The sequence below is a fragment of the Tepidimonas taiwanensis genome (assembly GCF_020162115.1).
Taxonomy (GTDB): domain Bacteria; phylum Pseudomonadota; class Gammaproteobacteria; order Burkholderiales; family Burkholderiaceae_C; genus Tepidimonas; species Tepidimonas taiwanensis.
In genome coordinates, this window is record NZ_CP083911.1 from 357,482 (window position 1) to 380,660 (window position 23,179).

At 70.8% G+C, this 23,179-nt stretch carries 19 protein-coding genes, 2 tRNA genes and 1 pseudogene; 13 read left to right on the forward strand and 9 right to left on the reverse strand.

Features of this window, described 5'->3' with window-relative positions; translation table 11 throughout:
* Window positions 1–14: 14 nt before the first annotated feature.
* The 3 genes from LCC91_RS01680 to LCC91_RS01690 are packed head-to-tail and all read right to left on the reverse strand — an operon-like array spanning window position 15 to window position 2,855.
* Window positions 15–911 (reverse strand): 4-(cytidine 5'-diphospho)-2-C-methyl-D-erythritol kinase, encoded by an 897-nt coding sequence (locus LCC91_RS01680; RefSeq protein ID WP_143898388.1) that lies wholly within the window; start codon window positions 909–911, stop codon window positions 15–17.
* Window positions 912–915: 4 nt separating this feature from the next.
* Entirely contained in the window at window positions 916–1,431 is a 516-nt protein-coding gene (locus LCC91_RS01685; protein WP_185974924.1) for a lipoprotein insertase outer membrane protein LolB, read from the reverse strand.
* Window positions 1,428–2,855, reverse strand: a complete 1,428-nt coding sequence (locus tag LCC91_RS01690; RefSeq protein WP_224440989.1) for a tetratricopeptide repeat protein — start codon at window positions 2,853–2,855, stop codon at window positions 1,428–1,430. The genes LCC91_RS01685 and LCC91_RS01690 overlap by 4 nt, the downstream gene beginning before the upstream one ends.
* An 81-nt stretch (window positions 2,856–2,936) precedes the next feature.
* On the opposite strand from LCC91_RS01690, the gene mutM reads away from it, so the two are divergent.
* From mutM to mutY, 3 genes are all read left to right on the forward strand, one after another.
* The gene (gene mutM, locus LCC91_RS01695; RefSeq protein WP_143898392.1) at window positions 2,937–3,749 is read left to right on the forward strand and encodes a bifunctional DNA-formamidopyrimidine glycosylase/DNA-(apurinic or apyrimidinic site) lyase; all 813 of its coding nucleotides are present in this window, start codon (window positions 2,937–2,939) and stop codon (window positions 3,747–3,749) included.
* Between the two features lie 79 nt (window positions 3,750–3,828).
* Window positions 3,829–5,769, forward strand: a complete 1,941-nt coding sequence (locus tag LCC91_RS01700; protein WP_143898394.1) for a dynamin family protein — start codon at window positions 3,829–3,831, stop codon at window positions 5,767–5,769.
* Window positions 5,766–6,887 (forward strand): A/G-specific adenine glycosylase, encoded by a 1,122-nt coding sequence (gene mutY, locus LCC91_RS01705; RefSeq protein ID WP_224440990.1) that lies wholly within the window; start codon window positions 5,766–5,768, stop codon window positions 6,885–6,887. Before LCC91_RS01700 ends, mutY begins: the two co-directional genes overlap by 4 nt.
* Here mutY and rapZ read toward each other — a convergent pair.
* The 3 genes and pseudogenes from rapZ to LCC91_RS01720 all read right to left on the reverse strand — a co-directional run.
* Window positions 6,872–7,783: pseudogene (gene rapZ, locus LCC91_RS01710) on the reverse strand (RNase adapter RapZ); the annotation flags it as partial. The gene mutY and the pseudogene rapZ sit on opposite strands and share 16 nt — an antisense overlap.
* Window positions 7,780–9,426 (reverse strand): DNA repair protein RecN, encoded by a 1,647-nt coding sequence (recN, locus tag LCC91_RS01715; RefSeq protein WP_043702897.1) that lies wholly within the window; start codon window positions 9,424–9,426, stop codon window positions 7,780–7,782. The pseudogene rapZ and the gene recN, both read right to left, overlap by 4 nt.
* Entirely contained in the window at window positions 9,423–10,349 is a 927-nt protein-coding gene (locus LCC91_RS01720) for an NAD kinase (protein ID WP_052231715.1), read from the reverse strand. Before LCC91_RS01720 ends, recN begins: the two co-directional genes overlap by 4 nt.
* Before the next feature lie 36 nt (window positions 10,350–10,385).
* Here LCC91_RS01720 and hrcA point away from each other — a divergent pair, with 36 nt between their 5' ends.
* Window positions 10,386–11,411 (forward strand): heat-inducible transcriptional repressor HrcA, encoded by a 1,026-nt coding sequence (gene hrcA, locus LCC91_RS01725; protein WP_043702955.1) that lies wholly within the window; start codon window positions 10,386–10,388, stop codon window positions 11,409–11,411.
* Window positions 11,412–11,574: 163 nt separating this feature from the next.
* Here hrcA and rmuC read toward each other — a convergent pair whose 3' ends face one another.
* The gene (gene rmuC, locus LCC91_RS01730; RefSeq protein WP_043702899.1) at window positions 11,575–13,017 is read right to left on the reverse strand and encodes a DNA recombination protein RmuC; all 1,443 of its coding nucleotides are present in this window, start codon (window positions 13,015–13,017) and stop codon (window positions 11,575–11,577) included.
* A 48-nt stretch (window positions 13,018–13,065) separates the two neighbouring features.
* Between rmuC and LCC91_RS01735 the strand changes: the two genes are divergently transcribed.
* From LCC91_RS01735 to LCC91_RS01775, 9 genes are all read left to right on the forward strand, one after another.
* Window positions 13,066–13,142: transfer RNA gene (locus LCC91_RS01735), tRNA-Ile, on the forward strand.
* Window positions 13,143–13,212: 70 nt separating this feature from the next.
* Window positions 13,213–13,289 (forward strand) — tRNA-Arg (locus tag LCC91_RS01740).
* A 58-nt stretch (window positions 13,290–13,347) separates the two neighbouring features.
* Entirely contained in the window at window positions 13,348–14,127 is a 780-nt protein-coding gene (gene aztA / locus LCC91_RS01745; protein WP_052231716.1) for a zinc ABC transporter ATP-binding protein AztA, read from the forward strand.
* A complete protein-coding gene (locus LCC91_RS01750; protein ID WP_052231717.1) occupies window positions 14,111–15,001 on the forward strand; it encodes a metal ABC transporter permease in 891 nt (296 codons plus the stop codon). The genes aztA and LCC91_RS01750 overlap by 17 nt, the downstream gene beginning before the upstream one ends.
* Window positions 15,002–15,068: 67 nt before the next feature.
* Window positions 15,069–16,430, forward strand: a complete 1,362-nt coding sequence (guaD, locus tag LCC91_RS01755; RefSeq protein ID WP_058616599.1) for a guanine deaminase — start codon at window positions 15,069–15,071, stop codon at window positions 16,428–16,430.
* Window positions 16,431–16,438: 8 nt separating this feature from the next.
* Window positions 16,439–17,899 carry an efflux transporter outer membrane subunit gene (locus LCC91_RS01760; RefSeq protein ID WP_082007691.1) on the forward strand — a complete coding sequence of 487 codons (1,461 nt, stop codon included), beginning with the start codon at window positions 16,439–16,441 and terminating at the stop codon, window positions 17,897–17,899.
* 13 nt (window positions 17,900–17,912) lie between these two features.
* Window positions 17,913–19,217, forward strand: coding sequence for an efflux RND transporter periplasmic adaptor subunit (locus LCC91_RS01765; RefSeq protein WP_058616608.1), 1,305 nt, complete (start codon window positions 17,913–17,915; stop codon window positions 19,215–19,217).
* Window positions 19,214–19,957, forward strand: a complete 744-nt coding sequence (locus LCC91_RS01770; RefSeq protein WP_058616598.1) for an ABC transporter ATP-binding protein — start codon at window positions 19,214–19,216, stop codon at window positions 19,955–19,957. Before LCC91_RS01765 ends, LCC91_RS01770 begins: the two co-directional genes overlap by 4 nt.
* Window positions 19,958–19,959: 2 nt before the next feature.
* Window positions 19,960–21,165 (forward strand): ABC transporter permease, encoded by a 1,206-nt coding sequence (locus LCC91_RS01775; protein ID WP_043702902.1) that lies wholly within the window; start codon window positions 19,960–19,962, stop codon window positions 21,163–21,165.
* A gap of 115 nt (window positions 21,166–21,280) precedes the next feature.
* Here the strand turns inward: LCC91_RS01775 and LCC91_RS01780 are convergent, their stop codons facing one another.
* Window positions 21,281–21,586 carry a zinc ribbon domain-containing protein gene (locus LCC91_RS01780; protein WP_224440991.1) on the reverse strand — a complete coding sequence of 102 codons (306 nt, stop codon included), beginning with the start codon at window positions 21,584–21,586 and terminating at the stop codon, window positions 21,281–21,283.
* Window positions 21,587–21,588: 2 nt separating this feature from the next.
* Window positions 21,589–23,085, reverse strand: coding sequence for an IS5 family transposase (locus tag LCC91_RS01785; RefSeq protein ID WP_224440884.1), 1,497 nt, complete (start codon window positions 23,083–23,085; stop codon window positions 21,589–21,591).
* Window positions 23,086–23,179 lie beyond the last annotated feature (94 nt).

Sequence of the window (23,179 nt, forward strand, 5' to 3'; positions counted from 1 at the left end):
GTCAGCAGCAAGACCTACATTATAGCGTCTTTTTGCCAGCCGATCAGCGGATGTTCCGGCAACCCGCAGCAGACGCGCACCTGCCAGCCGTCGGGCCACCCGCGGAAGAGGTCATCTTCCGGGGCATACCTCTCGGGCAGAACCGCGAACACGGCGCTGCCCGAGCCGGTCATGCGCGCTGCCAGCCCCCGGTCCGCGAGGCGCTCGAGCGCCCGCGCGATATCCGGACACAGCCGCACGGCCACGGGTTGCAAATCGTTGCGGCCCCACGGCTGCCTCGGACAGTCGTGAAGGTGCGCAACGAAGTCCGCCATTATAGCGGGCGGAGTGGCGCGTTCGAGGTCGTGCGCCTGAAAAATCGCCGCGGTGGGGACGCCCGCGGCCGGTTTGACGACCAGGAAGCGCGCCGGGGGCAGGTCGAGCGGCTTGAGCCGCTCGCCGATCCCCTCCACCCAGGCGTTGCGCCCGCCAAGGAAAAACGGCACGTCTGCGCCGAGCCGCTCGCCGATGGCCATCAGCGCCGACCGTGGCCAGTGCAGGCCCCACAGGCGGTTGAGGGCGATGAGCGTGCTCGCTGCGTCGCTGGAGCCGCCACCCAGACCCGCCTGCTGCGGGATGCGCTTGTCGAGCACGATGTGCACGCCCAGCGGGCAGCCGCTGGCCGACTGCAGCGCGCGCGCGGCGCGCAGGCACAAGTCGTCCGCCGGCAGCGGGGGCGTGTCGCCGTCGGCGCCGCGCAGGTCCTCGCGCGACAGCCGCCCGTCGCGGCGGGTTTCGAAGTGCAGCGTGTCGCACCAGTCGATGAGCTGGAACACGGATTGCAATTCGTGGTAGCCGTCCGCGCGTCGGCCCGTGACGTGCAGGAAGCGGTTGAGCTTGGCGGGCGCGGGAACGTCGAGCAGCGCGTTCATGCGATCAGGGTCGCCAGGTCAAGCGCAGGTCGGCGGCGGGCGGAGGCGCGAGCCGCTGCGCGCGCAGGCGGCCCGCCGCGTGGTCCGACAGGTCCACGCGCCAGCCGGGGACGTCGCGTGCGACGCCCGCGAGCCAGTCGAACAGCGCCGCCACCGGCAGGGCCGCACCGGTCAGCTCGGCCGTGAGCGTCGCGACATCGGGGTAGCGGGTGGGGGCGCCGTCGCCCCGGTCCAGCCAGGCCCCGTCGGCGGTCCAGCCGACGGTGGCGAGCGTCTGGCCGAGCGGCGTGTACAGCCGCAGCGTGCCCTGCGTGGGGCTGCCCTCGAGGTCGAAAGCGGCGGACCAGCGCTGCGCCGGCTCGCTCGCCAGCGTCAGCGCGATGCGCCCGCTCCATCCGCCGGGCGGCGCGGACGGGGCGACCGCGCAGCCGGTCAGTCCCCAGGTACCCACGGCGACGGCGAGGGTGAGCGCAGCGCTGAGCGCGCCGCGGCGTGTGAGCGAGGAGGACAACCCGGTCACGGCTGCACACCCAGGCGCCGCAGCGTCTCGGTCAGCGTGCGGTTGCGGCCGTCGAGCGCGAGCCCTCGCCGCCACACGGCCAGTGCCTCGTCGCGCTCGCCCGACACCCACAGCACTTCGCCCAGGTGCGCGGCGATTTCGGCATCCGGGCGGCGCTGCATCGCATCGGCGAGCAGGCGGCGCGCCTCGCCGAGGTTGCCGAGCCGGTACTCGACCCAGCCCAGGCTGTCGATGATGTAAGCGTCGTCCGGGGCGCGGCGCAGCGCCTCCTGGATCAGGGTCTTCGCCTCGTCCAGCCGCAGGCCGCGATCCGCCAGGGCGTAGCCCAGCGCGTTGTAGGCGTGCGCGTCGTCGGGCTTGCGCGCAATCACGTCGCGCAACAGCCGTTCCATCTCGTCCAGCCGCCCGAGCCGTTCGGCCACCATCGCGAGTTCGTACATCAGGTCCGTATCGCCCGGTGCCTCGCGCAGCGCCTGCGCCAGCACGTCATAGGCCTCGGCGACCCGGTCGTGGTCGCGCAGCAGCCGCGCCTCGGCCGAGCGCAGGCGCCGGCTCGCCTCCGCGTCGCCGCGGGTGTCGCGCAGCACGGTCAGTCCGTCCGCGAGTCGCCCACGCTCGCCCAGCGCCTGGGCGTAGGCAATCGCGACGTCCGGGTCGAGGCTGCCGCCGCTTTGCCGTACGGCCTTCAGGTGTCGCTGCACGAGGGGTTCGGCAGCGGCTGCGTCGGCGTCGAACAACGCCAGTGCGAGCAGCGCCGCCGGCGCGGCGGCGGGGTTGGCCTGGATGGCCTGGCGTGCGGACTGCAGCGCGTCGGTGTCCTGTCCGGCCATGCGCTGCACCTGGCCAAGCGCTGCCCAGGCCGCGGCGGCGGTGTCGGGTGCGTTCAGGAATGGTTCGAGCGCCGCGCGGGCCGCGGCCACCGCCTCGGTCTTGTCCGCGACGCGCGCATACACGGCCGGCACGAGGCCGATGCGCTCCGCCCGCCGCGCCGGCGGGGCGGCGCGGATCCAATCGCGCAGCACCGGGCCGGTCTCGCGCACGCGTTGCAGGCCCAGCAGCAGCTGCAGTTCCGCGCGGCGTGCGTCGTCGTCGTCCGGCAGGGCGCTGCGCCAGTCGCGCGCCGCGGCGAGAGCGGCGTTGCCGGCGCGGCCCTGCAGCGCGATCTCGATTGCGCGCCGGAACAGCTCCGGCAGGCGGGTACGCTTGGCGGCGTCGAGCACGAGCGAATATGCGGCACCCGGATCGTTGCGCCGCTGCAGTTCGGCCAGCAACAATTGGTAGAACAGCTCCGCCGTTAGGGGCGACGGAGCGGCCGACGCGGCCGCGGGTTCGGTGGCGTTGGGGGTCTGCGCCACCCCGTGCGGGGTGTGCAGGCCGGCACCGAGCAGGCCGCACAGCAGGATCAGGGGGCGCAGTCGCGACATGGGCAGCGGAGGCAGGGCATCATTCGATAAATCGGTTCCATCATAATCGACCACACCCGTGCTCCCCCTCGCCCGAAAACCATGCCCGAGTTGCCGGAAGTCGAAGTGACCCGCACGCGCGTCGCGCCTCATCTGGAGGGCGCGCGCGTCGCGGCGGTGCGGATGGGGTTGCCCCTGCGCTGGCCGCTGGGCGTGGCCCCGCAGGCGCTGACCGGTCGCCGGGTGGTGGCCGTGCGGCGCCGGGGGAAATACCTGCTGTTCGAGCTGGATCAGGGGCTGTTGCTGCTGCACCTGGGGATGTCCGGGAGCCTGCGCTGGCTGACGGTGCCCGAACCCGCCGGGCGGCACGACCACTTCGACCTCGTGACGGACCGGGGGACGCTACGGCTGCACGACCCGCGGCGCTTCGGTGCCGTGGTGTACGCGGATCGGCAGGACGACCCCATGGCGCAGCGCCTGCTGGGCGGGCTGGGCGTGGAGCCGCTGGAGGACGCCTTCGAGCCGCAGCAATTCCACGCGGCGCTGCGCGGCCGGCGCGCGCCGATCAAGACCGTGCTGATGGCGGGCGACGTGGTCGTTGGCGTGGGCAATATCTACGCCAACGAGTCGCTCTTTCTGGCCCGCATCCGACCCACGACACCGGCGATGCGACTCAGCCGCGCGCGCGTGGCGCGGCTGCACGGTGCGGTGCGCGAGGTGCTGCAGCGCGCGCTGGCGGTGGGCGGCAGCACGCTGCGTGACTTCAGCGCCGACGGGCACATGGGGTGCTTCCAGCTCGAGACGTGGGTGTACGACCGCGCGGGGCAGCCGTGCCGGGTGTGCGGCACGCCGATCCGCTGCATCCGGCAGGGGCAGCGTTCGACCTATTTCTGTCCGCGCTGCCAGGCGCGGTAGCATGGCGGTATGAAGTCTGCGTCGCGGGCGACGCACCGCAACGGCAAGACCGCTGATGCCACTCAGAGGAGGACCGGATATGTTTGCGAACGATTTCGACGCGCATTACGCCTGGCGGCGCGAACAGGCGCAACGGCTGCAGCATTTGATCGACGTCCTGGCGGCGAGGGATCTGCTGGATGTCGGCATGCGCAGCCGCATCGAGCGACTGCAGCGACACCTGCTGTCGGACAAGGTGATGGTGGCCTTCGTCGCGGAGTTTTCGCGCGGTAAGTCCGAACTCATCAATGCGGTGTTTTTCGCCGGTTATGGGCGTCGGATCATGCCTGCGAGCGCGGGGCGCACGACCATGTGCCCGACGGAGTTGGGGTACGACCCCGAACTGCCACCTTGCCTGCGGCTGCTGCCGATCGAAACGCGGCTGCAACCGCAATCGCTCATGGAATGGCGAACCGCCCCGGAGCGATGGAAGCGGATCGACCTCGACGTCAATGACGCCGAGCAGCTCGCCCAAGCCATCGACACGGTGTCCGAGGTGCAATGGGTGCCCGTCGAGACGGCGCGGGCGCTGGGGTTTTGGCACGATGAGCGGCCCGATGACAACCCCCCCCTCAACGATGACGGGCTGGTGGAGGTGCCCCGGTGGCGCCATGCGATGATCAATATGGCGCATCCCCTGCTGAAGCAGGGACTGGTGGTCCTCGATACGCCGGGGCTCAATGCGATCGGCGCGGAGCCGGAATTGACCATGAGCCTGCTGCCCATGGCGGAGGGCGTGGTGTTCGTGCTGGCGGCCGATGCGGGTGTCAGCAAGTCGGATCTCGCCATTTGGCGGGAACACCTCGCCGCCGGCGCGCGTGAGGCGGGCGCTCGATTGGTCGTGCTCAACAAGGTCGACGTGCTGTGGGACGATCTCAGCGCCCCCGAAGCGGTGCAGGCTCAGATCGAACGTCAGCGTGCGGAAACGGCGCATGTCCTCGGGCTTCCCGCTGAGCAAGTCATCGCCGTCTCGGCGCAGAAGGGGTTGCTCGCGAAGGTACGCGGGGATGAGGCGCTGTTGGAACACAGCCGGCTGCTTCACTTCGAGCGGGCCTTGGCTGACAAGGTGTTGTTGCGCCGTCGCGACGCGCTGGGGTCACAGCTCGAGGTGTTGCGCACCGAGGTGTTACAGGCGATTGGCCGACACGAGCAGCGCGAGGCCGCGGTACGTGACGAGCAGATCGAGGAGCTCGAAGGCTTGCGCGGCAAAAACGCAGCCCAGATGACCCAGTTGCGCCGCCGTATCGAGCAGGAGCAGCAGGAGTTCGACGCGGGTGCCATGCGGATACAGGCACTGCGCAGCGTACACATGAAACTTCTGCGTGAATTGTTCGGGAGCCTCAGCGCGCAGGCGTTGCAGACCGAGGTCGCAGGTTTGTCGTCGGCGTTGCATCAATCGGGGCTCAAGCTCGGGGTGCGGCGTGCGTACCAGGAGACGTTCGCGCGCTTGCACGCGCGTTTCGCCGAGGCCCAGCGCAAGGCGGACGAGGTGCAAGCCATGCTGCGCGGCGCGTTTCGCAACCTCAACGCTGAGTTTGGGTTTTCGCTGCAGGTGCCGGGTACGCTGGACCTGTCCGCCCACGCGGCATCGCTGCGCGAAATCGAGGTGGCGCATGCCGACGTGCTCAGCCTGACGAACGCGTGGCGGCTCGCGCAGGCGGCGTACGCACAGCGTGTCGCCAAGGCCATCCTGGAGCGACTCAAGCGGGTGTTCGACGAGGCGCTGGAAGATGTCGAGACATGGAACAAGGCCGCGGCGGCGCAGGTCGACGCCCAACTGCGCGAGCGTCGGCGCCATTTTGCGCAGCGTCTGGAGACGATCCAACGATTGGCCAGCGCGTCGGAGGGGCTGGAAGAGCGATTGGCCGACTTGCGTATGCAGCAGGCGGCCCATGCCAGCGACATGCAGGCCTTGCGTTCGCTGGTGGAGGGGCTCATCGTTCCCGAGCCGGCACCGACACCGGCGTCGAGCGCGGTGTGAGCGGATCGGTTTTGCCGCCTCGGGATTTTTTCTCCGCCGTCGTGGCGTGGCAGCGCGTGCATGGCCGCCACGGGCTGCCGTGGCAGGGTACGCGCGACCCGTACCGGGTCTGGCTGTCGGAGGTGATGCTGCAGCAGACGCAGGTGACCACGGTGCTGCGTTACTACGGGCGCTTCCTCGCGCGTTTTCCGGACGTGCAGACCTTGGCGGCGGCGTCGCTGGACGAGGTGCTGGCGCTGTGGAGCGGGCTTGGCTACTACAGCCGCGCGCGGCATCTGCACGCCTGCGCGCAGGCGGTGGTCGCGCGGCACGGCGGGCGCTTCCCTGAAAGCGCGCAGGTGCTCGCGACGCTGCCGGGTATCGGCGACTCGACCGCGGCGGCGATCGCAGCGTTTTGTTTCGGTGAGCGCCGCTCGATCCTGGACGGCAACGTGCGGCGCGTGCTGGCGCGCTGGCTGGCGCTCGACGACGATTTGTCGCGCCCGGCGGCGCAGCGCGCGTTGTGGGCGACGGCCCAGTCGCTGATTCCGGACGACGCCACGGCGGACGCGATGGCGGCGTATACCCAGGGGCTGATGGACCTGGGCGCGACGGTGTGCACCCGCACGCGCCCCCGCTGTGACGCGTGTCCCGTGGCGGCGGGGTGCGGGGCCCGCGCGGCGGGCGCGCCGACCGCGTGGCCGCGGCGCGGGCGGACAGCGCCGCGGCGCACGATCGCGTGGTGTCTGCCGCTCTATGTGCGCGACGACGGCGCGTGGTGGCTGCAGCGCCGACCGGCGCGCGGGATCTGGGCCGGCCTGTGGGCGCCACCGGTGCTGGAGGACGAAACCCCGTTGCGCGCGTGGTCGGCGGACGCACCCGGTCGGTCCGCGCAATGGATGGCCGCATTTACGCACGCGCTGACGCACCGCGATCTGCGGCTGCAGCCGGTGCTGTGCCGGCTACCGCTGTCGGCGGCAGACGCCGCGGCGGGGACGGCGCCCCAGGCCCCGGGCGTCGTGGCCGATCAGGGGGCGTGGTGGTCGCCGGCCGAGGCGTTGGCGCTGGGGCTGCCCGCGCCGGTGCGCTCGTGGCTCCAGGCGCTGGTTTCCGACGACGCGGCGTCCAGCTCGCGGTGACGGCGCTGCACGGGCCAGTCGCGGGCGAAGCGCTCGGCCAGCCGCTCCACCAGATAAACCGAGCGGTGCTGCCCGCCGGTGCAGCCGATGGCCACGGTCACGTAGCTGCGGTGGTCGCGCACCATCGCCGGTAACCAGTGCTGCAAAAAGGTGGCGATCTGGTCGAGCAGCGCACCGACTTCCGGTTCCGCGGCCAGATAAGCCGCCACCGGGGCGTCCCGGCCGGTCAGCGGGCGCAGTTCCGGCTCGTAGTGCGGGTTGGGCAGCATGCGCGCGTCGAACACGAAATCGGCATCGATCGGCACGCCGCGCTTGAACGCGAACGACTCGAACACCAGCGTCAGCGTGTTGGGCGTATGCGGCACCGACCGCTTGACCGCCGTGCGCAGCTGCGACGCTTTCAGGTGGCTGGTGTCGATCACCAGCGCCCCGTCGCGCAGCGGGGCCAGCAGCTCGCGCTCCAGCACCAGCGCATCGACCAGGGCGCGCCGCTGGTCCGTGCTGCCGTGGGCCGACAGGGGGTGCAGGCGCCGCGTCTCGGAAAAACGCCGCAGCAGGACGTCGTCCGTGGCGTCCAGAAACAGCACCGTCAGCGCGACGCCCCGTGCCGGCAGCGCGGCGAGGCGCTGCGGCAGCCCGGGCAGCGAAGCCGCGCTGCGCACGTCGATCGCGACCGCGACGCGCACCGCCCCGTGTCCGCGCTCGACCTCGATGAAGGCCTCCAGCAGCTCTGGCGGCAGGTTGTCCACGCAGTAATAGCCGGCGTCCTCCAGCGCATGGAGGGCGACGGACTTGCCCGAGCCGGACATGCCGGTGATGAGCACCACCTGCAGCGCCTCGGCGGCGCTCACAGGCGCGGGCGCGGGTGACGTGGGAGCGAGGTGGGGGGACGTCATGCCTGCAGCAGCTCCCGTGCGTGTGCCAACGAGACGTCCGATCCGCTGCCGCCCAGCATGCGCGCCAGCTCCTCGACGCGGGCCTCGCCGTCCAGCGGCTCGACGTCGCTGTGCGTCGCGCCGCCCTCGTGCACCTTGGTAACGCGCAGGTGGTGGTGCGCATACGCCGCGACCTGCGCGAGGTGGGTGACGGCCAGCACCTGACGGTCGTCACCGAGCCGGCGCATCAGCCGCCCCACCGTGTGCGCGACCGCGCCGCCGATGCCGCTGTCGACTTCGTCGAAGATGAGCGTCGGCGCTTCGCCCAGCTGGCTGGTCTCGACCGCGATCGCGAGTGCGAGGCGCGATAGCTCGCCACCGGACGCGACCTTGGCCACGGGCCGCGGCGTGGCCCCTGCGTGGCCGGCGACGAGCAGTTCCACCCGCTCCAGGCCGCTGGCCTGCGGCTCGGCGAGCGGTTCGAGCCGCACCTCGACGCGGCCACCCGCCATCCCCAGTGTCGGCAGCATCGCGGTGATGGCCGTCCTGAGGCGCTGCGCCGCGGCCGCGCGCGCCCGGGAGACGTCCTGCGCTGCGCTCTGGTACGCCTGTTGGGTGCGCCGGACTTCGGCCTGCAACGCGTCGAGGTCGGCCACGCGCTCCAGCTCGCGCAGGCGCGTCTGCCACGCGTGCCAGCGCGCGGGCAGCTCCGGCGGTGGGCAGCGGTAGCGCCGCGCCAGCGCCAGCCAGCGCGACAGGCGTTCGTCCAGTGCGGCCAGTGCCTCCGGGTCGAGTTCGGTGTGCTGCGCGTGATGTTGCAGATCCCGGCACGCGTCGGCGATCTGCGCCCCGGCCTGTTCGAGCACGTCGGCGATCGCGCCCAGCCCCGGGTCGATGTGCTGCTGCTCGCGCAACCGGTGCACGGCCTGCGCCAGCGCGCGCGTCGCGCCCGCCTCGTCGTCATCGAGCGCGGCCAGGGCCGCGCGTGCCGCGTCGATCAGCGTCTGGGCGTGGGTTAGGCGCGCGTGCCGCTGGTTGAGCTCGTCCCACTCGTCGTCGCCGGGGGCCAGGCGCGCCACCTCGTCGATTTGCCATTGCAACCGATCGCGCTCCTCGTCGCGCGCGGCCTGCCCGGCGGTGGCGGCCTCCAGCGTCGCCAGCGCGCTGCGCCACGCGTCCCACGCCGCGCGCAGCGGCCGCGTGTCGATGCGGCCGTAGCGGTCGAGCAGCTCGCGCACGGCATCGGCCCGGGTGAGGCTCTGCCACGCATGCTGGCCGTGGATGTCGACCAGGTGTTCGCCCAGCGCGCGCAACTGCGCGGCCGTGGCGGGGCTGCCGTTGATCCAACCGCGGCTGCGCCCCTGCACGTCGACCGTGCGGCGCAGCAGCAGCGGCTCGTCGGGCGGGACGTCGAAGCCGTTGTCCTGCAGCCACGCGGCGGCCGGGGCGGGGACGTCGAACTCGCCGGCGACCTCGGCGCGCGCCGCTCCCTCCCGCACGACGTGGGCGTCGGCGCGGCCGCCCAGCAGCAGTTGCAGCGCATCGATCAGGATCGATTTGCCCGCACCGGTCTCGCCGGTCAGCGCCGTGAAGCCCGGTGCCAGCGTCAGGTCCAGCGCGCGCACGATGACAAAATCGCGCACCGCCAGGCGCAGCCAGCTCATGCCACCACCCCCTCGTTCCAGTGCAGCTTGCGCCGCAGCGTGTCGAAGTAGCTCCAGCCGACGGGGTGCAGCAGGCGCAGCGTGTGCGCGGAGCGGCGCACCGTGATACGGTCGCCGGGCAGCAAGCTGGTGAACGTCTGCATGTCGAAGTGTGCGCTCGGGTCCCGGCCCGCGACGACCTCGATCGCGATCTCGCCGTCGCTCGGCAGCACGATCGGGCGGTTGGACAGCGTGTGCGGCGCGATCGGCACCATGACCCACCCGGCGATGGACGGGTGCAGCAGGGGGCCACCGGCCGAAAGCGCGTACGCGGTGGAGCCGGTGGGCGACGCGATGATCAACCCGTCGGCACGCTGGTTGGCGACGAAGTGGCCGTCGACCTCGACCCGCAGCTCCACCATGCTGGGCGCGCCGCCACGGTTGACCACCACGTCGTTCATCGCGATGGTCTCGAACACGCAGTGGCCGTCGCGCCAGACGCCGGCCTGCATCAGCGCGCGGCGCTCCTCATCGTGGTTACCGCGCAGCATCGCTGGCAGCGTTTCTGCAAAGCGGTCGAGGGGGATGTCCGTGATGAAGCCGAGCCGCCCCTGGTTGATCCCGATGAGCGGCACGCCAAACGGCGCGAGCTGGCGGCCGATGCCCAGCATCGTGCCGTCGCCCCCGACGACCAGCGCCAGCTCGCAATGGGCGCCGATGCCGGGCACGTCGCGCACTGCATCGCCGAGCGCGCCGATGTGCTGCGCGGTGTCACGCTCCAGCGTCACCTCGCACCCCTGGTCGTGCAAAAAATGCACCACGCGCTCCAGCGCGTCGCGGCTGCCGCTGGCGTGATACTTGCCCACCAGGGCCACCCGCCGGTAGCGCAGCGCGTCGGCACCGGCGGCCGTTTCGGCGGTGGACGACAAAGGGGCACGATTCATGCTCAAATTACACCATGCCATGTTGACGCTGCCATGATGTTAGACGAGCGTTCCAGATTGCTGCTCAAGGCGTTGGTCGAGCGCTACATCGCCGACGGACAGCCGGTGGGCTCACGCACGCTGTCGAAAGCCGCGGGGCTGGATCTGTCGCCCGCGACGATCCGCAACGTCATGAGCGACCTGGAGGAACTGGGCCTGGTCGCGAGTCCCCACACGTCGGCCGGGCGTGTGCCGACGCCGCGCGGTTACCGCTACTTCGTGGACACGATGCTGACCGTGCGCCGCTCGGAGCTGCCGGCGATCGAGGCGCTGCCGACCCCGGCAACGCTGGCGGCGGAGCAGCCGCGACAGGTGATCAGCCAGGCGGCGCAGCTGCTGTCGCAGTTGTCGCACTTCGTCGGCGTGGTGCGGGTGCCGCGGCGGCCGGTGGTTTTTCGGCACATCGAGTTCGTGCGGCTGTCAGAGCGGCGCGTGCTGGTGATCCTGGTGTCGCCCGACGGCGATGTGCAGAACCGCATCCTGCATCCGACCACCGAATTCACGCAGGACCAGCTGCAGACGGCGGCCAATTTCCTCAACGCGCACTACGCGGGGCTGACGCTCGACGAAGTGCGCGAGCGGCTGCGGCACGAGGTGGACGCGCTGCGCGGCGAGATCGCCAGCCTGATGGTCAAGGCGGTGGAGGCCGGCAGCGAAGCGGCGCAGAACGACGAGGTGGTCATCGCCGGCGAGCGCAACCTGCTGGAAGTCGACGACTTTGCCCGCAACATGGACAACCTGCGGCGGCTGTTCGACCTGTTCGAGCAAAAGACCCAGGTGATGCGGCTGCTCGACGTCTCCAGCCAGGCCGATGGCGTGCGCATTTTCATCGGCGGGGAGAGCCAGGTCGTCCCGTACGAGGAGCTGTCGGTGGTGAGCGCCCCGTTCGAGGTCGACGGGCAGGTGGTGGGGACGCTTGGCGTCATCGGGCCGCAACGCATGCCCTACGACCGCATGATCCAGATCGTCGACATCACCGCCAAGCTGGTCGGCAACGCGCTGAGCCAGACACGCGCGGACTGAGCCTCGCGGCGGTTTCTCCCGGTACCGCCTGCGGCGGCCTGGCAATTTCTCGTTCGCAGGAAGAGGTGCCTCTGCCGCTGGGGCGGGCGGCGTTCACCCCGGCGGCCCCTGCCTCGTTCGTGGGGGGGCAGGCGACGTCAAGCGGTGTGTGGTCGCATGGTCCTCACACGGTCGGTTCGTCCGCGTCGTCGTCTTCGGCCAGCCCAAGCGCGCCGGTGTCGGCGTTGGCGGCCGCGGGCAGTTCCTCCACCCCGCGCAGCCGGCGCTCGATTGCGCGCGTGCGCACGCCCAGGTCGTTGAACTTGCGCGCGGCGGTGTCGATCGAGCGGCGCGTGGCCTCGATCGTCTCGCCAAACTTGCGGAACTCCGTCTTGACCTGGGCCAGCAGCGCCCACACCTCGGAAGAGCGCTTCTCGATCGCCAGCGTGCGAAAGCCGAGGCGCAGGCTGTTGAGCATCGCCGCCAGCGTCGTCGGCCCGGCGACGACGACGCGGTGCTCGTTCTGCAGCGCCTCCACCATGCCGGGGATGCGGCACACCTCCGCGAAGAGTCCCTCGGTCGGCACGAACAGGATGGCGAAGTCCGTCGTCTTCGGCGGGCTGAGATACTTTTCGCGGATCTTGCGCGCCTCGTTCTTCAGCGCCGCGGCAAAGGCCTGCGTGGCGCGCTGCACCAGCTCCTTGTCGCCGCTGTCGTGCGCGTCGAGCAGGCGCTGGTAATCCTCGACTGGGTACTTCGAGTCGATCGGCAGCCACACGACCTCGTGGTCCACGCGCCCCGGCATCTTGATCGCGAACTCGACCCGCTCGTCGCTGCCCTCGACCGTGCGCACGTTGCGCTCGAACTGATCGGCCGTGAGCAGGCTCTCGATGATCGCGCCGAGCTGCACCTCGCCCCAGGTGCCGCGGGTGCGCACGTTGGTCATCACACGCTTCAAGTCGCCGACGCTGCCGGCAAGTGTCTTCATCTCCCCCAGGCCGGCGTGCACCTGCTCCAGCCGCTCGCTCACCAATCGGAACGACTCGCCCAGGCGCTGCTCCAGCGTGGCATGGAGCTTCTCGTCCACGGTCCGGCGCATCTCCTCCAGCCGTGCGTTGTTGTCGGCCTGGATCGCGGCCAGCCGTTCGTTGAGCGCGGTGCGCATCTGCTCCGTCTGCCGCTGCGTGTCGGCGGCCAGTGTGCGCAGCGTGTGCAGCACGGCCTGTTGCAGCGCATCGAAGCGCGCGGTCATCGAGGTGTCGAACCCGCCGATGCGCTGCTCGAAGCGCGCAGCGAACTGCTGCAGCGCCGCAGCGAGCTCGGCGCGGCCGTGGCGCGATTCGTCCACCATCTGCGCCAGCCGGGCATCCAGCGTCTGGCGCGCGGCGTCGCTCTGTCGTGTGGCTTCCTGTGTGAAGTCGCGCTGCGCGTCTTCCAATCGCTGCACGCCCGCTTCGGTGCGCGCGGCGCCATTCGCCAGCGACTGGACCTGCTGCTCCAGCAGTGCCAGTCGCGCCGCGAGTTCCGGCGGCATGGCCGGCTGCCGCAGGCGCAGCCACAGCGCCAGCAGCAGCAACACGGCCAGCAGGCTCAGGACCGCGGCGGCGATGGCGGGGTCGATGGTCATGGTCGGCTCGGGGCGCAGTCGTGTGGCCCGATAGAATAGCCGACGGTCGGGGCGTTAGCTCAGTCGGTTAGAGCAGGGGACTCATAATCCCTTGGTCGCTGGTTCGAGTCCAGCACGCCCTACCAGGTGGCACGTAGCACCCGCGTGTCACGCCGAAAGCCGAAAAAAATCGTGTATACTTTCGGCTTCAGCGATGCGGCTGTAGCTCAGTTGGATAGAGTACTTGGCTACGAACCAAGGGGTCGTGGGTTCGAATCCTGCCAGCCGCGCCAAACACCAAAAGCCAGTCCGCGTGACTGGCTTTTTTTTGCCCGATCCGACGTCGCTCCCATGCTCCAGGCGCACGACATCGAACTGCGCAACCTGACCGCCGGCTACGAGCGGCACCCGGCGGTGCACCACGTGAGCCTGCGCTGGCCGGCGGGCGACCTCGCGGCGGTGGTGGGCCCCAACGGCGCAGGAAAGTCCACGTTGCTGCGCTGCATCGCGGGTCGCCAGCGCCCGATGCACGGCACGGTGCAGGGGGTGGACGTGCACCGCGTCGCCTACCTGCCGCAACTGACCGAGGTGGACCGCACGTTTCCGGTCACGGTGGCGGAACTCGTCGCGATGGGGCTGTGGCACGAGCTGGGGCCGCTGCGGTACCCGACGGCCGCGCAGCGTGCGCGCGTTGACGCCGCGATCGCCGAGGTCGGTTTGCAGGGGTTCGAGCGGCGCACGCTCGACACCCTCTCAGGTGGGCAGTTTCAGCGGGCGCTGTTTGCGCGCCTGATGCTGCAGGACGCGCCGGTGGTGCTGCTCGATGAGCCGTTCGTGGGCGTGGATGCGCGCACGCTGGAAGATCTCGTGTGCGTGTTGCAGCGCTGGCACGAACAGGGGTGCACCGTGATCGCGGTGTTGCACGACCTGGCGCTGGTGCGGGCGGTGTTTCCGACGACGACGCTGCTGGCGCGCGAGCTGGTGGCCCACGGTGCCACGGCGTCGGTGCTCACCGAGGCGAATCTGCTGCGCGCGCGGCGGCTGCAGGAAGCGTTCGACGAACAGGCCGAGCCGTGTGACGTCGCGTCGGTCGCCACGGTCGAGGGGGGGCACGATGGGCACCGGCATTGAGGCGCTGTCCGCGTGGCTCGCGGCGGTGACCGGGTGGGAGTTCGACTTCATGCGCCGGGCGGCGCTGGCGTGCGTCCTGCTTGGGCTGGGGGCCGCGCCGGTGGGCGTCTTCCTGATGCTGCGGCGCATGAGCCTGATGGGCGACGCAATGTCGCACGCGATCCTGCCGGGCGCGGCGATCGGGTACTGGCTGGCCGGGCTGTCGCTGCCGGCGATGACGCTGGGCGGCGTCGTCGGCGGGCTGGTCGTCGCGGCGCTCGCGGGCGTCGTGGCGCGCCACACGGTGATGCGCGAGGATGCGTCGCTGGCGGTGTTTTACCTGGTGTCGCTGGCGCTCGGGGTGCTGATCCTGTCGGTGCGCGGTACGCAGGTCGACCTGCTGCACGTGCTGTTCGGGTCCGTGCTCGCGCTGGAGGCGTCGGTGCTCGCGCTGCTGGCGGGGGTGGCCGCGGTGACGCTGGCGGGCTTGCGGCTGCTGTGGCGCCCGCTGGTGATGGAGTGCGTCGATCCGGCCTTTTTGCGCGGGGTCAGCCGCTGGGGGGCGGTGGCGCACCAAGGGTTTCTGGCGCTGGTGGTGGTCAACCTGGTGGCGGCGTTTCATGCGCTGGGCACGCTGATGGCGGTGGGGATGATGGTGCTGCCCGCCGCCAGCGCGCGCTTCTGGTTCCGTCGGCTGCAGCCGCTGCTGGTCGGCGCGGTGGTCACGGCGGTGGCGGCCTCGCTGCTCGGGCTGTGGGTGTCGTATGTTGCCGATTGGCCGACCAGCCCGACCGTGGTGCTGGTGTTGGGGGTTTGGTACGCAGTGTCGATGGTGGCCGGGCCGCTCGGGTGGTGGCGGCAGCAGCACGTGCCGCAGCGCCACCTGAAGGGTTGACCCATTGGGGTGGGGTATCGTGCCGGCCCTTCCGGGGGTGGCGCGCGCAGCGGCTAAGCTATCGGGCATGCAAAGCTGGCGTGCATCCCTTTTGTGGTTCGATCCGGAGGCCGACGGGCCGCGTCCCCACTTCGAGTCCGATGGACTGCTCGTCACCGCGGCCGACGCGGCGGGCGTGCAGCGGGTGGTGGCGGTGGGCGCCTACGACACCCTGCGACCGCGATATTCGGACGTTGCGGTGCACGACCGGCGCGGGCGGTTGATCGCGCCCGGCTTCATCGACCTGCACATCCACTACCCGCAGACGGACGTGATCGGCTCGCCCGCCGACGGGCTGTTGCCGTGGCTGGAGCGCTACACCTTCCCGCAGGAGGCGCGCTTCGCCGACCCCGGCCATGCCGCGTCCGTGGCGCGGTTTTTCTTTGACGAGCTGCTGCGCCACGGGGTGACCACGGTGCTGGCGTTCGGCACCTCACACCCGGGGTCGGTGGACGCGCTGCTCGGCGAGGCGCAGGCGCGCGGCCTGCGCTGCATCGCGGGCAAGTCGCTGCAGGACCGCCACAGTCCGGATGGCGTGCGCGACGAGACGGAAGCGTCGTTGCGCGACACCGAGGCGTTGATCGCGCGCTGGCACGGCCGCGACCGGCTGGGGTATGCGATCACCCCGCGCTTCGCGCCGAGCTGCAGCGACGCGCAACTGCACGGCGCGGGCGCGCTGGCGGCGCGGTATTCGGATGTGTGGATCCAGTCGCACGTCGCGGAAAACCTCGACGAGCTGCGCTGGGTGCGGGCGCTGTATCCGCAGGACCGCAGCTACCTGGCGGTGTACGAGCGCTTCGGCCTGCTGCGGCGGCGCGCGGTGTATGCGCACGGGATCTACCTGGACGACGCGGATCGGGCGCTGCTCGCGCGCACGGGCGCGGCGGTGGCGGTGTCGCCGACGAGCAATCTGTTCCTTGGTAGTGGGTTTTTCGACTACGCCGCGGCGCGCGAGGCCGGGGTGACGCTGGGGCTGGCGAGCGATGTCGGCGGCGGCATGAGCTTCAGCCCCTTTGCGACGATGCGCGCGGCGTACACGGTGGGGCGGGCGTCCGTGCGCGGCGACGGTGCGGCCAAGCGCGGGGTGAGCCTCGCGGCCACCGATCTGTGGTGGCAGCACACGGCGGGGGCGGCGCGTGCGCTCGGGCTCGCGTGGGTGGTGGGGTCGCTCGCCCCGGGCAGTGAGGCGGATTTCGTCGTCCTCGACCCGGCGGCGACGCCGCTGCTGGCGCGCCGCACCGCGCAGGCGGCGTCGCTCGAAGAATGGCTGTTCGCGCTGATCCTGCTCGCCGACGATCGGGCCGTGACGGAAGTGGTCGTCGCTGGTGCACCCGCTTCACACGCGTTCACAGAGGCGACACCGGACCTTCATGGTGGGCGGGCACGATGACGGGCATCATGTCGCTGTCGGGAAAACCATTGCAGGGGATCGCGCGCCGAGGGGGGTGGGCGTTGCTGGCCGCTGGGTTGGTCGGCTGTGCGTCGGTGCCGCCGGCCGGGTCCTCTGTCGCGTTGCCCAAGGCGCCGGCGGGGTGGGCGAACCCGGTCGACGGTGTGGTCGCGCCGACCGTGACGGCGACCGAACCGCTCAACCACTGGTGGGCCACGTGGGGCGACGAAATGCTGTCGCGCCTCGTCGAGTCGGCGTTGCAATCCAATCCGGACGTGGCGCGCGCGCTGGCGGCAGTGGCGCAGGCACGCGCGCAGCGGGAGGTGGCGCGTGCGGGCCTAGGGCCCACGGTGCAGGCGGGCGCGGACGTGCAGCGCGCGCAACGGGGCGACGCAAGCCCCGGCAACACGTTCCGCCTGGGGCTGGATGCGGCGTGGGAGGTCGATGTCTGGGGCCGTCGCGCCGCGGCGCTGCAGGCCAGCGAGGCGGACGCGGCAGCGAGTGAAGCCGAATGGGCGTGGGCGCGGGTGACGCTGGCAGCCGAGGTCGCGAGCACCTATTTCGAATGGTGGGGTGCGCGCGAGCGGCTGCGACTGGCGCGCGAAAGCGTCGCCGCGCAGGAGGAGAGCGTACAGCTCACCGACTGGCGTGTCCAGGCGGGGCTGGCGTCGGTGCTCGATGCGCAGACCGCCCGCGCGGCGTTGGAGCAAACGCGCGCGAGCCTGCCGGCCCTGGAGGCGACGGCGCGACAGGCGCAGCACGCGCTGGCGGTGTTGACCGGGCAAGCCCCGGGCACCCCGTTGCCCGGGCCGGCCCCCGACCTGCCTCCTGCGCTGCGGGTGCCCCCCGTGCCCGTGCCGGCGCAGGTGTTGCGCCAGCGGCCGGACGTCGCGGCCGCCGAGGCGCGGTTGCGCGCCGCCTATGCCCGGGTGCAGCAGGCGGATGCCGCGCGCTGGCCGACGCTGGGCCTCGAAGGGGCGCTGTCGCTGTCGGCCCCGCGCGTGACGGAGCTGTTCGATGTCGCGGCGCTGACCCGGTCGCTGGCCGTGAGCCTGGCGGCCAGTGTCTTCGACGGCGGGGCCGCCCGCGCCGAGGTGCAGGCGCGCCAGGCGGCCGCCGAGCAGGCGCGCGCCGCGTTGGCGTCCGCGCTGCTCGGCGCGCTGCGCGACGTGGAGAATGCGCTCGTGGCGCTCGCCGCCGACCGGGAACGGTTGCAACGGCTCGACGCGGCGGTGGCGGCCGCGGCCGAGGCCGAGTCGCTTGCCCGGCAACGCTATGCCGCCGGGCTGATCGACTACCGCGCCCTGCTCGATGCGCAGCGCACGCTGCTGGCGCTGCAGACGGACCGCGCCGCGGCCCAAACCGCGTGGGCCAGCGACCACGTGCGCCTGATCAAAGCGGTGGGGGGTGGATGGGAAAACGCCGCACGAGTCACCGAGGCCGCGGCGACCACGACCGCGACCCCATGATGCCAGGATGCCCATGAAGAATCCTTTCCGACGCTCGCCCGCAGCCCCTTCCGCTGTCGATGCCCTGCTGGCCGATGACCGACCGCCGCGCTGGTGGCGCCGGCCGCTGCCGTGGGTGCTGGTGCTGCTGGTGGCGGGGGCCGTGGCGGGGTGGCAGGCGTGGCGCACCCGCAGCGCGCAACAGGCGCAGCCCGTGTACGTGACCGAGCGCATCCAGCGCGGCGACTTGACGTTGACCGTCTCCGCCAACGGCACGCTGCAGCCGGTGCGGGCGGTCAACATCGGCAGCGAGCTCTCGGGCACGGTGCGTGAGGTGCTGGTCGACGTCAACGACCGCGTCCGCAAGGGGCAGGTGCTGGTCGTGCTCGACACCGCGAAGTTGCAGGACCAGGTCAACAGCGCGCGGGCGGCGCTCGCTTCGGCCGAGGCCCAGGTGGCGCTGGCGGACGCCTCGGCGCGTGAGGCGGCGGCGCAGCTCGCCCGGCTGGAGGAGGTGGCGCGCCTGTCGGGTGGCAAGGTGCCGTCGGCGGCGGAACTGGACGCGGCCCGCGCGGCGTTGGAGCGGGCGCGCGCCACCCAGGGCACGGCCCGCGCCGCGGTCGAGCAGGCGCGCGCGACGCTGTCCACGAACGAAACCAACCTGGCCAAGGCGTCGATCCGCTCGCCGATCGACGGCGTGGTGTTGTCGCGCAACGTGGAGCCGGGCAACGCGGTGGCCGCGTCGCTACAGGCCGTGACGCTGATGACCATCGCGCAGGACCTGCGCCAGCTCAAGCTGGACGTGGCCGTGGACGAGGCCGACGTCGGCAACGTGCGCGAGGGGCAGCCCGCTACCTTTACCGTGAGCGCCTACCCGCGCCGGCGCTACCCGGCCACGGTCGGGCGCATCGCGTACGGGGCCACCAAGACCGACAACGTGGTGACCTACACGGCGACCCTGGACGTGGACAACGCAGACCAGTCGCTGCGACCCGGCATGACCGCCACCGCCAACATTCGCGCGGTGGAGCGCAAGGACGTGCTGCTGGTGCCCAACACGGCGCTGCGCTTCACGCCGAGCGAGGCGCCCGCGGCCAGCAGCGGTGGCGGGCTGGCGGGGCTGTTGCTGCCGAAACCCCCGTCGGTCGGGCGCAAGACGGTACGGCTCGACAACCGCGGCGGTCCGCGGCAGATCTGGGTGCTGCGCGAGGGGCGTCCGGTCGCGCTGCCGGTGACGGTGGGCATCAGCGACGGGCGCCTCACGGAAGTCAGCGGCGAAGGGGTCGAGGAGGGGCTGCCCGTGATCGTCGAGCAGCGCAACGCGGGGCGCGCGCCATGAACCAGGCAGTGCCCATCAACGCATCTGCGCCGCTCATCCAACTGCTGGGGGTGACCAAAACGTACGGACAGGGCGCGGCCGCGTTCCAGGCGCTGCGCGGGGTGGACCTTTCGTTCGACGCGGGCGATTTCGTCGCCATCATGGGGCCGAGCGGCTCGGGCAAGTCCACCGCGATGAATATCCTGGGCCTGCTGGACACCCCCACCAGCGGGGAATACCGGCTGCTCGGGGTGCCGGTGCAGACCCTGTCGCGCGACGAGCGCGCGCGGCTGCGTCGGCGCTATTTCGGTTTCGTTTTTCAGGGGTTTCATCTGCTGCCGCGCACCACGGCGCAGGAGAACGTCGAACTGCCGCTGATCTACCGCGGCGTGGGCGCGCGCGAGCGCCACCGTGCGGCGCAGGCGGCGCTGGCCGAAGTCGGGCTGGAGGGGTGGGCGCACCACACGCCGGCCGAGCTCTCCGGCGGTCAGCAGCAGCGCGTCGCGATTGCCCGCGCGATCGTGACGCAGCCGCGCGTGCTGCTGGCCGACGAGCCCACCGGCAACCTCGATTCGCAGCGCAGCCACGAGATCATGGCGCTGATCCGGCGCCTCAACGAGGAGCGCGGCATCACCGTGCTGATGGTGACGCACGAGGCGGATATCGCCGCCTATGCGCGCCGCGTGGTGCACTTTCGCGACGGACAGGTGGCGCACGACGGGGCGCACGCCCCGGCCGGCGCGACGGCGGAGGCCATGTAGCGATGTGGCTCAACACGCTGGTGCTGGCGCTGCGCTCGATCCGCCGCAACCTGCTGCGGTCGTTCCTGACCGTGCTCGGGGTGGTCATCGGGGTGGCGGCGGTCGTGACGATGGTGACCGTCGGCAACGGCGCCACGCGCGCGATCCAGCAGCAGATCGCGAGCCTGGGCACGAACTTGCTGCAGGTACGCCCCGGGCAGCGGTTGGGGCCCGGCGGTGGCGCCGGAGCACCCGCGTTCAAATTGACCGACGCGCACGCGATCGCCACGCAGACACCGGGTGTGCTCGCCGTCGCGGCGGAGACGCGCAGCAGCGGCACGGTCGTGGCCAACGGACGCAACTGGTCCAGCAGCATCGTCGGGGGATCGGCTGATTGGCTGCTGACCAACAACTGGGCGCTGGCCGACGGCCGACCCTTCACCGACGACGAGCACCGCGTTGGCGCGGCGGTGTGCATCATCGGCGAGACCGTTCGGCGCGAGCTCTACGGGCCTAACCCAGCGGTGGGCGACACGATCCGCGTACGCCAGGTGCCGTGCGAGGTCGTCGGCGTGCTGGCGCCGAAGGGACAGGGCGCCTTTGGGCAGGATCAGGACGACCTCGTGCTGATGCCGATCAACACGCTGCACCGCCGGGTCGTGGGCCACACGCGCGTTTTCACGCTGCACGTGTCCATGCTCGACGGCGCCGATGCGTCGGCCGTCAAGGCGACCATCCGCGAGATCCTGCGCGAACGCCGCAGCATCCCCGAGGGCGAGGAGGACAACTTCAACGTCCTCGACACCCAGCAACTGGCCGAGACGATGGCGGGCACCACGCGGGTGATGACGATGCTGCTGGGGGCGGTGGCGGCGGTCAGCCTGCTGGTGGGCGGCATCGGCATCATGAATATCATGCTCGTCAGCGTCACGGAGCGCACGCGCGAGATCGGCCTGCGCCTGGCCATCGGGGCGCTGGAGCGCGAGGTGATGGGCCAGTTTCTGATCGAAGCCGTGGTGCTGGCCGCCCTCGGCGGCGTCATCGGCCTGATCCTCGCGCTCGGCGCGAGTCTTGCCATCAGCCAAGTGATGGCGGTGCCCTTTGTGTTCGACCCGGCGATCAACGCGGTGGCGTTCGCCTTCTCGGCACTGATCGGGGTGGTGTTCGGCTATGTCCCGGCCCGCCGCGCCGCGCGCCTCGACCCGATCGAGGCGTTGCGGCATGAATGAACACGCCGCCAGTGGCGGAAGCGGTGAGATTCGAACTCACGAACCGTTTTGTCAGACTTACTCATTCCTGCGCAATGAGGAACGAAGCTGACTTCCTGCTTCACTGAGGCCGGTTTCACGCCGCCTTGCGGCGTGCGCCAGAGCCAGCCTCTCCACAGGCATAACTGCCCCGGGCTTGCGCCACGGAGCCCATGACGCCGCAACTCTGCGCCATGGTCTTGAGATTGATCGCCGCATTGATGTCGCGATCATGCGTTGCGCCGCACGCCGGGCACGTCCACCGCCTCACCGACAGCGGCAGCACATCGAGCTTGTGCTCGCACGCCGAACAGGTCTTGCTGCTCGCGTAAAAGCGATCCGCCACCACCACTTCGCCGCCGCGCATCGCCGCCTTGTACTGCGTCGTCCCTGAAAAATTCATTTTCACGCCGCCCTTAGCCGCAGCTGGGCAGGGTTGGCGCCACTGGACTCGGTTGGCCGCCGCTGGGCGAGCCACCGGCCGATGAGGCGCACGGCCGCAATGAGGCGCAAAAAAGCTCGCCTCAAGAAGGGCACGCCCTTCTTCGTGATCATGCGCAGCAGCCAGCGGATGTTGTAGCCCGCCGCGCACAGCACCGCGTGCAGCCGGTCACCCTGCTCGCCCTTGAGGTGGCACCTGTCCATGCGGTGATCCTGCTTCAAGTGCCCGATGACCGGCTCGATGGCCTGGCGGCGCTTGAGCAGCTTGCGCTCCTGCTGCGTGAGGCGCTTGATCTTGCCGCGGTGCACCAGGCGCACATCCGCAATGTCGGCTTCCACCCCGCGGTAGCCCAGATCGGCAAACGCTGTGCTGGGCTTGATGCCAGTGTCCTGCATCAGGATCGTGGCCTGCTCCAGCTGCGCTTGCAGCGTGTGCCCGTCGTAGGGGTTGCCATGGAAGGCCCGGGCTGCGACGATGAGGCTGTGCTTCAGGGTGCTGGCAATGCCGACCTTGACGCCGAACTCGTAAGGGCAGCGGGCCTTGCCCTTGTTGATGCACTCCACCTCCGGCGCGTGCCAGGCGTAGAGCTTTCGAGTCCCGTCGGCGGTCTTTCGGTTGGCAGTCTGCGCCACCAGACGCGCCGCCTTGTTGAGGGTGTGGCCAAGAGCACTCTGGATGGCCTGCCCCAGGCGGCTGGCCTTGCGCTCGATCTCGCGCTGCAGCCTGGCCACGATCGTGCGCTGGCGCTTGATGACCCGGCGCATGCGCGCAAACTGCCGCGCGTGCGCATAGCGTCCTGCCTTGCGGGCCAGCTCCTTGCCTTCCTTGGCAAAGGTCTGCTTCAAGGCGATGCCGGCGGCCTTGGCCGCCTCCACCAGCTTGGTGCGTGCCGTCTCCAGCAGCCGGCTGTCGGTGGGGTGCGCCACCGCCTTGGGTTGTACGGTGGTGTCCACCACCACGCGCTTGAGTTCCTGCGGCTTGATGAGTCCGGTTTCCACCGCCACGTTGATGGTCTGCGCCAAGAGTTCTTCCACGCCTTCTTCGCCCAGCAGCCGGCGAAACTTCACCAGCGTCGTGGCGTCGCACGGCCGGCGATGTTCAAAGTACGCCCGCCCCGAGAAGAACTGCCATGTGGGGGTTTCGCCCCAGCGCTCGACCACCCCTTCGTCCGACTCGTTGAAGGCGTGCTTCAGATACAGCAGCGCGATCATCACGCGCAGCGGCACGCGGGGTCGGCCTGCGTTGGACGCCCGAGCTGCGCGCACCGGAGATTCGCCAAAGAGGTCCAGATCGGGCATCGCGACACCTGCGCGCGCTTTGCGCATGAACAGGTGCGACAGCCTTGCTTCCAACTCCTGCCACGGCATGCGTGAGGACAACACCGCCAGCGGATGGCGCAGGTCGATCATCTGATCGAGCCGGGCGCGGAAGAAGTCCTCGGTGGCGGGGCAGGCAAACATCGCAAAACTCCCAGAAAACGGCGCATCAGACCATCAAATCTGGGGGAAATTGTACTCGCAAACAGACAATAACACAAGAAAAATCATGCTGTTA

Excerpts from the sequence above, each read along its gene's own strand:
- LCC91_RS01680 (WP_143898388.1), bottom strand. The coding sequence starts at position 911 with ATGAACGCGCTGCTCGACGTTCCCGCGCCCGCCAAGCTCAACCGCTTC.
- LCC91_RS01690 (WP_224440989.1), bottom strand. The coding sequence starts at position 2,855 with ATGTCGCGACTGCGCCCCCTGATCCTGCTGTGCGGCCTGCTCGGTGCC.
- mutM (WP_143898392.1), top strand. The coding sequence starts at position 2,937 with ATGCCCGAGTTGCCGGAAGTCGAAGTGACCCGCACGCGCGTCGCGCCT.
- LCC91_RS01700 (WP_143898394.1), top strand. The coding sequence starts at position 3,829 with ATGTTTGCGAACGATTTCGACGCGCATTACGCCTGGCGGCGCGAACAG.
- recN (WP_043702897.1), bottom strand. The coding sequence starts at position 9,426 with ATGAGCTGGCTGCGCCTGGCGGTGCGCGATTTTGTCATCGTGCGCGCG.
- LCC91_RS01720 (WP_052231715.1), bottom strand. The coding sequence starts at position 10,349 with ATGAATCGTGCCCCTTTGTCGTCCACCGCCGAAACGGCCGCCGGTGCC.
- hrcA (WP_043702955.1), top strand. The coding sequence starts at position 10,386 with ATGTTAGACGAGCGTTCCAGATTGCTGCTCAAGGCGTTGGTCGAGCGC.
- rmuC (WP_043702899.1), bottom strand. The coding sequence starts at position 13,017 with ATGACCATCGACCCCGCCATCGCCGCCGCGGTCCTGAGCCTGCTGGCC.
- aztA (WP_052231716.1), top strand. The coding sequence starts at position 13,348 with ATGCTCCAGGCGCACGACATCGAACTGCGCAACCTGACCGCCGGCTAC.
- LCC91_RS01750 (WP_052231717.1), top strand. The coding sequence starts at position 14,111 with ATGGGCACCGGCATTGAGGCGCTGTCCGCGTGGCTCGCGGCGGTGACC.
- guaD (WP_058616599.1), top strand. The coding sequence starts at position 15,069 with ATGCAAAGCTGGCGTGCATCCCTTTTGTGGTTCGATCCGGAGGCCGAC.
- LCC91_RS01760 (WP_082007691.1), top strand. The coding sequence starts at position 16,439 with ATGTCGCTGTCGGGAAAACCATTGCAGGGGATCGCGCGCCGAGGGGGG.
- LCC91_RS01765 (WP_058616608.1), top strand. The coding sequence starts at position 17,913 with ATGAAGAATCCTTTCCGACGCTCGCCCGCAGCCCCTTCCGCTGTCGAT.
- LCC91_RS01770 (WP_058616598.1), top strand. The coding sequence starts at position 19,214 with ATGAACCAGGCAGTGCCCATCAACGCATCTGCGCCGCTCATCCAACTG.
- LCC91_RS01775 (WP_043702902.1), top strand. The coding sequence starts at position 19,960 with ATGTGGCTCAACACGCTGGTGCTGGCGCTGCGCTCGATCCGCCGCAAC.
- LCC91_RS01780 (WP_224440991.1), bottom strand. The coding sequence starts at position 21,586 with ATGAATTTTTCAGGGACGACGCAGTACAAGGCGGCGATGCGCGGCGGC.
- LCC91_RS01785 (WP_224440884.1), bottom strand. The coding sequence starts at position 23,085 with ATGTTTGCCTGCCCCGCCACCGAGGACTTCTTCCGCGCCCGGCTCGAT.